An 11,428-nucleotide genomic window follows, 5' to 3' on the forward strand; every position below is an offset into this window, starting at 1 on the left:
AAGGTTCGACCGATGTTGAAGATCAAGGGCGCCCGGGCGGTGGTCACCTGCCCCGGCCGCAATTTCGTGACGTTGCGCATCGAGACGGCGGACGGCCTGTACGGCCTGGGCGATGCCACCTTGAATGGCCGCGAGCTGGCGGTGGTCAGCTATCTGGCCGACCACGTCATCCCCTGCCTGATCGGCCGGGACGCCCACCAGATCGAGGATATCTGGCAATATCTGTACAGGGGCGCCTACTGGCGCCGCGGCCCCGTCACCATGTCGGCCATCGCCGCCGTGGACATGGCCTTGTGGGACATCAAGGCCAAGGCGGCCAACATGCCCCTGTACCAGCTGCTGGGCGGCGCCTGCCGCACCGGCGTCATGGTCTACGGCCATGCCAACGGCCAGACCATCGAGGAGACGATAGACGAGGCGCGCAAGTACCAGGCCCTGGGCTACAAGGCCATCCGCCTGCAATCCGGCGTGCCGGGCCTGCCTTCCACCTACGGCGTTTCCGGCGACAAGATGTTCTATGAGCCGGCGGACGGCGCCCTGCCGACGGAGAACGTCTGGTCCACGGCCAAGTACATGCGCACGGTGCCCAAGCTGTTCGAGGCGGCCCGCCTGGCCCTGGGCGACGACGTGCACCTTCTGCACGACGTGCACCACCGCCTGACCCCCATCGAGGCCGGGCACCTGGGCAAGAGCCTGGAGCCCTACCGCCCCTTCTGGCTGGAGGACGCGACGCCGGCGGAGAATCAGGAGGCCTTCCGCCTGATCCGCCAGCACACCACCACGCCCCTGGCGGTGGGGGAGGTGTTCAACACCATCTGGGACTGCAAAGACCTGATCCAGAACCAGCTGATCGACTACATCCGCGCCACGGTGGTGCACGCCGGCGGCATCACCCACCTGCGCCGCATTGCCAACCTGGCGGACCTTTACCAGGTCCGCACCGGCTGCCATGGCGCCACCGACCTGTCGCCCGTGACCATGGCGGCTGCCCTGCACTTCGACCTGTCCATCCCCAACTTCGGTGTCCAGGAATACATGCGCCACACGGCGGAGACGGACGCCGTCTTCCCCCACGCCTACAGCTTCAAGGACGGCTACCTGCACCCCGGCGACGCGCCCGGCCTGGGTGTGGACCTGGATGAGGGGCTGGCCGCCAAGTACCCCTACAGCCGCGCCTTCCTGCCGGTGAACCGCCTTGAGGACGGCACCATGTACAACTGGTAAGGACGGTTGATCCTATGTCGCTCAAAAGGCACGGCCACGTCGGTGGTGTCCCTTTCCGAAGGCGTTGATGGGTTGAATTTGGTATGACCAATATCGCCTCGCCAGTTAGGAATGTTGGGCGAAACCGGCTGACCCAGGAAGGGAACCTCATGAGGCGTGGGATGGCCTTGTGAAAGGTCGGCCTGACCCCAGGACCTGGGCCGGGTGCGGCACGCCTGCCGCGTCGCCACCTGTCCGTCTCGTTCGGAGCGGGACGAGAGGTGCAACGGCCTCACGCTCTTCGCCGGCAACCTGCTTGACCGGTGCCCTTACATTTGTCACGTGGCGCACCCCATGATTTGGCGGCGGAAATAGCCGGATGTCGGTAGCTTGGGGGCCGTTCGGGCCGGGTGCGGGTGGCAGCCCCGCCGGCCCTTTCCAAGAAAGATGCTAAAAGGAAGGACCCCCATGCCGTTTCGCGCCCTTCGCCTGAAGCGCAAGCCCCTTGGATCCACGCTGGCGGTGGCCGCCGTCGCCCTGGCGGTGGGCGGGGCGCACGCCGCCGAGCGGCGCGACCTGCCGCTCAGCGCCGGCTGGCAATTCCACCAGGGCGACGTGACGCCCGGAAAGGGTGGGGGGCCCGACGCCATGGGCTTCAACGACAAGGGCTGGACCACCGTTTCCCTGCCCCACACCTGGAACCACATGGGCGGCACGGCGGAGCGGGGGCCGGACTACGACGCCACGCGCGGCGCCGGCTGGTACCGCCTGCGCTTCACCCCGCCGGCCGACTACGCCGGGCGGAAGGTGTGGCTGCAGTTCGACGGCGCCAGCATCAATACCGAGGTCTGGCTGAACGGCGTGAAGCTGGGTGTGCACAAGGGGGCCTTCGGCCGCTTCCGCTTCGATGCCACCGCCGCCCTGAAGCAGGGCAAGGCCAACGTGCTGGCGGTGCGCACCGACAATTCCAGCCCGGCGGTGGCCGGATCGCCCACGGCGGAGGTCATCCCCATGTCGGGCGACTTCTTCCTGTTCGGCGGCCTCTACCGCCAGGTCTCGCTGATCGCCACCGACCCCGTGCACATCGACATGCTGGATTGGGGCGGCCCCGGCGTCTACGCCCACACCGCCGCCCTGGACGGCGCCGCGTCCATCGAGGTCAACAGCCGGATCAAGAACGACGGCGCCAAGGCCCAGCCGGTGGTGGTGAAGACCACCATCATCGACGCCACCGGCGCCACCGTGGCCAGCGACAGCCATCCCCTGACCGTCGCGCCCGGCGCGTTGGAGGAGCCGGCGCAGACCTTGAGCGTGCCGAACCCGCACCTGTGGGACGGCAAGGCCGACCCCTACCTCTACCGCGTGGTGACGCGCGTCGAGACGGCGGACGGCCAGCTGCTGGACCAGGTGACCCAGCCGCTGGGCATCCGCACCTTCCGCTTCGATCCCGACCAGGGCTTCTTTCTGAACGGCAAGCATGTCGCCCTGCACGGCGTGTCCCGCCATCAGGACCGGCCGGGCAAGGGCTGGGCCATCAGCCCCGCCGACCAGGCCCAGGACATGGACATCATGCTGGACCTGGGCATCAACACCCTGCGCCTGGCCCATTACCAGCACGACCAGGCCATCTACGACCTGGCGGACCGGGACGGCGTGGTCGTCTGGGCGGAAATCCCCCTGGTGAACCGCACCGCGCCGGAAACACCCGACGGCGACAAGGGCATCACCACCCCCGCCTTCGCCGCCAGCGCCGACAGCCAGCTGCATGAGCTGATCAAGCAGAACTACAACCACCCGAGCGTCGTCACCTGGTCCATCGGCAACGAGGTGAACCTGATGGCCGCCAGCGGCCACGGCGTCAGCAACGCCCGGCCGCTGCTGACCCAGCTGAACAAGGCGGCGTATGAGCTGGACCACACCCGCCCCACCACCATGGCCGACTGCTGCGAGCCCTGGCCCGACGCACCCAAGCCTGGCGTGGACGTGGTGGCGGAGATCACCGACCTGCTGGGCTACAACCGCTACCAGGGCTGGTACTACGACAAGCCGGAGGACTTGGGGCCGGTGCTGGACCGGCTGCACACGCTGCACCCGCGCCTGCCGCTGTCGGTCAGCGAATACGGCGGCGGTGGCGGCCTGACCCAGCATACCGATGAGGTGCAGACCGGCGTCGTCTACCCCAAGGGCCATTTCCATCCGGAGGAGCTGGAAAGTCGCCTGCATGAGATCTGGTGGGCGCAGCTGAAGAAGCGGCCTTACCTGTGGGGCACCTTCGTCTGGAACATGTTCGACTTCGCCAGCGACAGCCGGCGGGAGGGCGACATGGTCGACACCAACGACAAGGGCCTGGTGTCCTATGACCGCACGGTGAAGAAGGACGTCTTCTTCTTCTACAAGGCGGATTGGAGCGACCAGCCGGTGCTGCACCTGAACGGCCGCCGCTATGTCGATCGCGCCTATCCCGTGACCGATGTCCAGGCCTACAGCAACGCCGCCAGCGTGCGGCTGAGCCTGAACGGCCGCGACCTGGGCACGGTGTCCTGCCCCGACCACATCTGCCGCTGGCCGGCGGTGCGCCTGGATGCCGGCGACAACGTCCTGACCGCCACGGCCGAGATCAAGGGCCAACCGGTGAGCGACAGCGTCACCTGGCGCTTCGGCGGCAAGGCGGACGAGATCCGCATCCGCGCCGGCGCCTCGGCCGGCCTGACCAGCGCCGCCGGCGCCCGCTACGGCTCCGACGCCTTCGTCACCGGGGGTGAGCCGCATGACCGCAACCCCGGCCCCGAGACGGGCAAGCCGGACAAGGTCATCGCCGCGACTACCGGCACGCCCGACCCCAAGCTGTACGAGACCTACCGCGAGGGCGCCTTCAGCTACCGCGTGCCGGTGCCGGCCGGCCGCTACCAGGTCACCCTGCGCTTCGCCGAGCCGGCGCTGGCGGCCGGCGCCCGCGTCTTCGACGTGGCCGCCAACGGCCAGGTGGTGGTCAAGCACCTGGACGTGGCGGCGGAGGCGGGCGGCGCCCTGAAGGCGCTGGAGCGCGCGGTGACCGTCGAGGTGACGGGCAAGGACGGCCTGCTGCTGGACTTCCGCCCCGTCACCGGCCAGGCGGTGGTGTCGGCCATCGACGTGGTGGCGGCGCGGTGAGCGTGGCCGTGACGGACGCGGCGGCGGCCCCGGGGGTGATTCCGGCGGTGGTCCCCCGGCCCCGGGGCCGCTATCGCTGGCTGGTCTGCTTCCTGCTGTTCTCCGCCGTGGCGCTCAGCTATGTCGACCGGCAGGTGCTGGGCGTGCTGAAGCCCCTGTTGCAGGACCGCTATGGCTGGACGGAGGTCGGCTACGGCACCATCGTCTTCTGGTTCCAGGCGGCTTATGCCAGCGGCTACCTGGTGTTCGGCCGGCTGGTGGACCGCATCGGCGCCCGCGCCGGCTACGCCCTGGCGGTGGGCATCTGGACCATCGCCCATATGGCGCATGCCGCCGCCGGCTCCGTCGCCAGCTTCGCCATCGCCCGCATCCCTCTGGCGCTGGGCGAGTCCGGCGCCTTTCCGGCCAGCCTGGCGGCGGTGGCGGAATGGTTCCCGCAGCGGGAACGGGCGCTGGCCATCGGCTTCACCAACGCCGGGGCCAATGTCGGCGCCATCCTGACGCCGCTCATCGTGCCGGCGGTGACCTTGGCCTGGGGCTGGCGCGCCGCCTTCCTGGTCACGGGCCTGTTCACCGTGGTGTGGCTGGCGGCCTGGCTGGCCCTCTACCGCCGCCCGCGCGAGGTGGCGCGCCTGAGTCCCGCTGAACTGGCCTATATCGAGGCTGATCCCGTGCCGCCGCCGGTGCGCCTGTCGTGGCGGCGGGTGCTGGGCGCGCGCGAGACCTGGGCCTATATCCTGGGTCGTTTCGTGATCGATCCCATTTGGTGGACCTTCCTGTTCTGGCTACCCGACTTCTTCGCCAAGCGCTATGGCCTGGACCTCAAGGGCTTCGGACCGCCCCTGGTGCTGGTCTATGTCCTGGCCGACGTGGGCAGCGTGCTGGGCGGCTGGGGCTCATCCCGCCTGCTGGCGCGGGGCGCCGGACTGAACCGGGCGCGCAAGACCGCCTTCCTCGTCTGCGCGCTGGTGGTGGCGCCGGTGGCGCTGGCCATGGACACCGGCAGCCTGTGGGGCGCGGCCCTGCTGATCGGCTTGGCCTGCGCCGGGCACCAGGGCTTTTCCGTCAATCTTTACGCCCTGCCGTCCGACCTCTTCCCCCGCTGGGCCGCCGGCTCGGTCATCGGCCTGGGCGGGGCGGCGGGCGGCATCGGCAGCATGGCCATGGCCCAGGCCGCCGGCTGGATCCTGCAGACCACCGGCAGCTACCGCCCCATCTTCCTGATGGCGGCCAGCGCCTATTTCGTGGCCCTGGGCCTGATCCATTGGATGACGCCGCGCTACGCGCCGGCGCACATAACGCGGTGAGGATGGTGCGCTGTGGCTGAGACCGGAATCGAGAAACCAAAGGTGCGGCGGCGCAAGGCGCTGGCCGGCGACGGTCGGCTGGCGGCCCCGCCGGACGCTCTGGCCATCCCCGCCTGGACCCTGGCCCGCGCCCCCACCATCAACGACGTGGCGCGCCTGGCCAAGGTGTCGAAGAAGACGGTGTCGCGGGTCATCAACCAGTCCCCGTACGTCCACGACGCCACCCGCGCGGTGGTGGACGCGGTGGTGGCCCGCATCGGCTATGTGCCCAGCCCCCAGGCGCGGGGCCTGGCCATCAACCGGTCGTTCCTGCTGGGCCTGATCTACGACAACCCCAACGCCCAATACATCGTGAACGTCCAGGGCGGCATCCTGGAGGCCTGCCATCGCGAGGGCTTCGAGCTGGTGGTCCATCCCTGCCGCCAGGTGGCGCCCGGTTTCCTGGCGGAGGTGAAGACCTTCGTGCAGCGCCAGAACCTGGACGGCGTCATCCTGGTCCCGCCCCTGTCGGAGGATGCGGCCCTGGTCGCCCTGCTGCGGGCCATCGGTTGCCCTTACATGCGCCTGATGTCGGTGCCGTTGGACGAGCCCACGTCCATGGTGCTGCACACCGATCGCACCGGCGCGGCCGAGGTGGGCGCCCACTTGGCGCAGCTGGGCCACACCAGGGTGGCGCTGATCACCGGGCCGCAGCGCTACCGCTCCACCCACGAGCGGCGCGAGGGCTTCCTCGGCGCCCTGGCCGAGCATGGCGTGACCGTGCCGGACCACTGGATCGTGGAGGGTCTCTACACCTTCGAGACGGGGGAGAAGCGCGGCATGGAGCTGCTGTCCCAGGCCGACCGCCCCACCGCCATCTTCGCCAGCAATGACGAGATGGCGGCCGGTGTCTACAAGGCCGCCTACCGGCTGGGCATCGGCATCCCGCGCGACCTGACCGTGGTGGGCTTCGACGACACGCCGCTGGCCTCGCGCATGTGCCCGGCGCTATCCACCGTGCGCCTGCCCATCCACGATATGGGCCGCCTGGCGGCCGACCGGCTGATCGGCCGCATCAACGATGGCGACGCGGGCAAGGCCCAGCCCATCACGGTGACGCCCCGCCTGGTGGTCCGGGAGTCGTCGGGCGTGCTTGTTTGAGGCGCCCTCAAATGGCGGGCGCCGCCATCCGGCGGCTTACCTTGTCCCCGCTTTCCAGTCCGCTGTCCTAGAATTCCGCGCCCGGCAGGTCCACCGGCAGGTTGGTGGTGTCGGTCAAGGTGACGCGCAAGGCGCCGGACCGGGACGGGGCGGCCAGGGCCACCTCGGGCTGGCCCTCGGCGCGGGCGGCGGCCAGGGCCACCTGGTTGAAGCGGCGCACGCTGTCGCTGTCGGCGTCCACACCGGCACCATCCACAATCGGGCGGATGTATTCCGCGCCCACCAGCACCTGCAGCGCCTGGATCTGGTCGGCCGCCGCCCAGTCGTTCAGCGGCGGCACGCCCACCAGATCGTCGAAGGTGGTGGCGCCGGCCGCCAGCCGGTCCAGCAGCGGGTTGAAGATGCCCTCGTGCAGGGCGACGTCGCCGAAGGACCGCGGCACCACCATGGGGCAGTCGGCCCGCCGGCGGGCCAGGCTGTAGCGGGTGGCGCGGTGGGCGGCGATCAGGTCGTTGATGTTCAGGGGCGCCAGGTCGCAGGCATAGATGTCGCGGCGGAACTGACGGTTCAGGGCCATGTCGCGCACGCCCTCGCGCAGCAGCGCATTGGGCATGGCGGCCATCAGGGCGCGCGGCTTCTCCGGCACGGCCAGCAGGGGGACGTTGTCGGCGGCGGTGCCCGACCCGATGAAGCCGGCGCCGTGGTTGGCCATGAAGGTCGCGATCTCCTTGTGATAGAAGACGCGCCAGTACTCGTTCAGGTACTCGTGCACGATATAGCTGGCGTCCAGCGTCTCGATGGCCTGCAGCTGCTGTTCGATGGCCGGGTTCGATTCGAAGTACAGGGCGCCCGTGTCCGCCATCTGCCGCAGGAAGGCGCGGACCTTGCCCACCCGTTCCTCCACCGTGCCGGTGGTGACGGCGTAGGCGTCGACCATCAGGGCGCGGATGGGCATCTTGCCGGCCCAGCCCGGCTGGCAGTTATAGCTGGCGTAGACGATGCCGCCGGGCTTCAGCCGGCGGCGGATGACGGCCCCGATCTCCCGCCGCACCGTCTCGCTGACCCAGCTCATGATGCCGTGCATGACGATGAAGTCGCAGTCGGCGATAGGCCCGTCTTCTTCCGTCGCCAAGTCTTGGAAGCTGGCGGCGCTGAAGCTGGCATTGGTGATGCCGGCGGCGCGGCGCAGGGCTTCGGCGCTGGTGATGTGCACGGGGTTGAAGTCCACGCCCATGAACTGGCCCTGGGGGAACAGGCTGGCGAACAGCGTCGGGCTGTAGCCATGGCCGCAGCCCAGGTCCAGGTAGCGGAAGGGCCGGTCCAGGCGCGGCGCCTGGTAGCCGCACTGCAGGGCGGCGTAGGCGATCGAGGCCGGGTTCAGTTCCTGGTAATAGCGGCGCAGGTAGGCGATGCCCGTCACATAGCGGTGAACGTCGTCCTGCACGATGCCTTCTGGCGTGCCGCCGCCGGGGATGGCCTTGTTGCCGCTCATCGACCCTGGTCCTTCGCACTTATGTTTGTCCTTGGCGCAGACCTTGGCCCCAGGCGGCCCCGCTGTCGAGAGTAAAAGGGATGGGGTGATTCAGAATGCGGTTGAAACATGGCCGATGGGCGGATTCGACGCATCACATCAAAGGGTAACAGAGCGCTTATAAGCTGCGACCTTCAAGGTTGAATTACTGCGCGCTCGATAGCATTTACGGTGAATTTTATGAATCTCGCCCTCCGCCCCAAGTTATTGGCCGCGTTCGGTGGCCTGTTACTGCTGACCATCGCCATCAGCCTGCTGTCCCTATGGCGGATCGGCACGATCAACAGCGCCGCCACGGAAATCCGCGATGTCTGGCTGCCCTCGGTGGACGCGGTGGGCGACATGAAGGCCTTCACCGCCCGCCAACGCATCTCGGCGGGCCGCGTCGTGGCGGCGGGGGACGACAAGGCGCGGGACGAGGCCATCAAGCTATATGGCAAGCAGACGGCCGACCTGAACGCGGCCGTGGCGCGGTTCGAGGGCGTGGGCCATACGGGTGAGATGGCGGCGCTGTACGCCAGGTACCAGGCCCTGCGCGGCCCGTATGAGGCCAGCATGGCCGCCGCGTTCGAAACCGCCAAGCAGAACCACGAGCAGGCGGAAAAGGCCATGAACGGCGACATCGTGGCCACCTTCCGCAAGGTGCAGGAATCGCTGGAGGCGCTCAGCGCGTATGACCGCGCCGGCGCCGCCAAGGCCAACGACGTGGTGCAGTCCGCCTACACCCATGCATTGTGGAGCATCTCCATCTTCGCCCTTGTGGCGATGCTGGTGTCGGTGGGCGCCGTGCTGTGGCTGGACCGGGATGTGGTGCAGCACCTGGCCCGTCTGGCCGCCGTGATGCGCCGCCTGGCGCAGAAGGACTATGGCTTCACCCTGGACGCCACCGGCCGGCGGGACGAGGTGGGCGACATGGCGCGCGCCGTCGACGTGTTCCGCACCAGCATGCGCCAGGTGGATGAACTGGCCGCCACCCAGGCGGCGGAGGCTGCGGCCAAGACCGAGCGCGCCAACCGGGTGGACGCCCTGGTCCAGACCTTCGACATCGACGTCGCCCACACCTTGCAGTCGGTCACCCAGGCCTCCAGCGGCCTGCATGAAACGGCGGAGAGCCTGACCCGCATCGCCGACACCGGCGCCCGCGACGCGGTGGCGGTGGCCGGCGCCTCGGAACAGGCGGCCGCCAACGTGCAGACCGTGGCCGTGGCGGCCGAGGAGTTGGGTGCCAGCATCGGGGAGATCGGCCGCCAAGTTTCCGTGTCCGCCACCATCGCCGCCAAGGCGGTGGCGGAGGCGACGCGCACCAACGTCGCCGTGACCAGCCTGACGGAAGCCGCCCAGCAGATTGGCGCCGTCGTGGCGCTGATCAGCGACATCGCCGGGCAGACCAACCTGCTGGCGCTGAACGCCACCATCGAGGCGGCGCGCGCGGGTGAGGCGGGCAAGGGTTTCGCCGTCGTGGCCAGCGAGGTGAAAGCCCTGGCCAACCAGACGGAACGGGCCACCAACGACATTCGCCAGCAGATCGAATCCATGCAGTCCGCGACGGGGGAGGCGGCCAGCGCCATCGCCGCCATCGGCCAGACCATCGGCGAGATCGACCACATCACCACCACCATCGCCGCGGCGGTGGAGGAACAGGGGGCGGCCACGCAGGAGATCGCCCGCAACGTGGCCGAGGCCGCGCGCGGCACCAGTGAGGTCAGCGCCGGCATGAACGGCGTGCGCCAGGTGGCGGGCGAGACCGGCGCCGTGGCGGGGGAGGTGCTGATGGCCGCCGACGACCTGTCGTCCCAGGCTGACGGCCTGCGCACCCGCGTCTCGACCTTCCTGGCGGCCCTGCGCGCGGCCTAAGGGCACGGCCTGAAGGGGCCGTGACCCGTCGGGAAAACATCCTTGCGACGGGGCCGGTTCGGGTGGACCGTCCCTGGTGCGGACAAATAAACGGTCCCGCCGCCGCCATCGGGTGGCGCGGGGCCGAAGGCGGAAGGAATATCGATGAAAGCCTGGCTTTCCACCCTGGCCCTGACCACGGCGCTGGCCCTAGCCGGCGAGACCCGCGCCGCCGACAGCGCGCCGGCCAGCTATCCCAACCAGATGGAAGGCGATGTCGTGGTCCATGACTTCCCCCTGACCAATGGGGCGCATCTGGCCGACGCGAAGTTCCATTACACCACCCTGGGCACGCCCCAGCGTGACGCCTCGGGCGCCATCACCAACGGGGTGCTGCTGCTGCACGGCACCACCGGCAGCGGCCGCAATTTCCTGAACCCCAGCCTGGGCGGGGAGTTGTTCGGGCCGGGCCAGCCGCTGGACGCCGCCAAGTATTTCATCATCCTGGCCGACGGCATCGGCCACGGCGGCTCCTCCAAGCCGTCGGACGGGTTGAAGGGCCGCTTCCCCCACTACGGCTATGTCGACGCGGTGGAGGGGCAATACCGCATCGTGACCGAAGGCCTGGGCATCAAGCACCTGAAGCTGGTCGCCGGCACGTCCATGGGCGGCATGCAGACCTGGATCTGGGGGGAACGGCATCCGGACATGATGGACGCGCTGATGCCCATCGCCTCGCAGCCCGTGGCCATTTCCGGCCGCAACATGCTGTGGCGCCAGTTGATCATCGAGGCCATCCGCAACGATCCGGAGTGGAAGGGCGGCGACTACACGGCCCAGCCCACCGCCTACACCCGCGCCCTGCCCATCTTCCAGATCATGGTCAACAACGCTTCGGTTTTGCAGCAGCAGGCTCCCAGCCGCGCGGCGGCCACCACCCTCTATGACCGGTGGGTGGCGGATTACGCCAAGACCGTGGACGCCAACGATTACCTCTACTGGTTCGAATCGTCGTACGACTACGACCCCGGGCCGGACCTGGAGAAGATCAAGGCCAAGCTGGTGGCCGTGAACTTCGCCGACGACCTGCTGAACCCGGCCGAGCTGGGCGTGATGGAGGCGGCCATGAAGCGCATCCCCAGCGGCCGCTACGTCCTGATCCCCGCCTCCGACCAGACGCGCGGCCACCAGACCCTGACCCAGGCCAAGGTGTGGAAGGGCGCGCTGGAGGAAGTGCTGAAGTAAGCGCCGCCGCCCGGGTGCG

Annotated in this window: 7 protein-coding genes; 6 read left to right on the forward strand and 1 reads right to left on the reverse strand. The window is 69.1% G+C overall.

Going from position 1 to position 11,428, the window contains the following annotated elements; genetic code table 11:
- The first annotated feature begins 12 nt into the window (after positions 1-12).
- The 4 genes from manD (at position 13) to UAJ10_RS13250 (ending at position 6,800) form a co-directional block, all read left to right on the forward strand.
- A complete protein-coding gene (gene manD, locus UAJ10_RS13235) occupies positions 13-1,224 on the forward strand; it encodes a D-mannonate dehydratase ManD (protein ID WP_322915771.1) in 1,212 nt (403 codons plus the stop codon).
- 447 nt (positions 1,225-1,671) lie between these two features.
- On the forward strand, positions 1,672-4,353 hold the full coding sequence (locus UAJ10_RS13240) for a glycoside hydrolase family 2 TIM barrel-domain containing protein (protein WP_322915772.1): 2,682 nt from the start codon (positions 1,672-1,674) through the stop codon (positions 4,351-4,353).
- Positions 4,350-5,660: an MFS transporter gene (locus UAJ10_RS13245; protein ID WP_322915773.1), complete on the forward strand. Its 1,311-nt coding sequence runs from the start codon at positions 4,350-4,352 to the stop codon at positions 5,658-5,660. The genes UAJ10_RS13240 and UAJ10_RS13245 overlap by 4 nt, the downstream gene beginning before the upstream one ends.
- Positions 5,661-5,672: 12 nt before the next feature.
- Positions 5,673-6,800: a LacI family DNA-binding transcriptional regulator gene (locus UAJ10_RS13250; protein WP_322915774.1), complete on the forward strand. Its 1,128-nt coding sequence runs from the start codon at positions 5,673-5,675 to the stop codon at positions 6,798-6,800.
- A gap of 67 nt (positions 6,801-6,867) precedes the next feature.
- Here the strand turns inward: UAJ10_RS13250 and UAJ10_RS13255 are convergent, their stop codons facing one another.
- Positions 6,868-8,292 carry a class I SAM-dependent methyltransferase gene (locus tag UAJ10_RS13255; RefSeq protein ID WP_322915775.1) on the reverse strand — a complete coding sequence of 475 codons (1,425 nt, stop codon included), beginning with the start codon at positions 8,290-8,292 and terminating at the stop codon, positions 6,868-6,870.
- A 219-nt stretch (positions 8,293-8,511) separates the two neighbouring features.
- On the opposite strand from UAJ10_RS13255, the gene UAJ10_RS13260 reads away from it, so the two are divergent.
- On the forward strand, positions 8,512-10,185 hold the full coding sequence (locus UAJ10_RS13260) for a methyl-accepting chemotaxis protein (protein ID WP_322915776.1): 1,674 nt from the start codon (positions 8,512-8,514) through the stop codon (positions 10,183-10,185).
- A 144-nt stretch (positions 10,186-10,329) separates the two neighbouring features.
- Complete coding sequence (locus tag UAJ10_RS13265; protein WP_322915777.1) at positions 10,330-11,409, forward strand: alpha/beta fold hydrolase; 1,080 nt, start codon at positions 10,330-10,332, stop codon at positions 11,407-11,409.
- Positions 11,410-11,428 lie beyond the last annotated feature (19 nt).

The organism is Nitrospirillum guaranorum (assembly GCF_034653275.1).
In the GTDB taxonomy this organism is placed as follows: Bacteria; Pseudomonadota; Alphaproteobacteria; order Azospirillales; family Azospirillaceae; genus Nitrospirillum.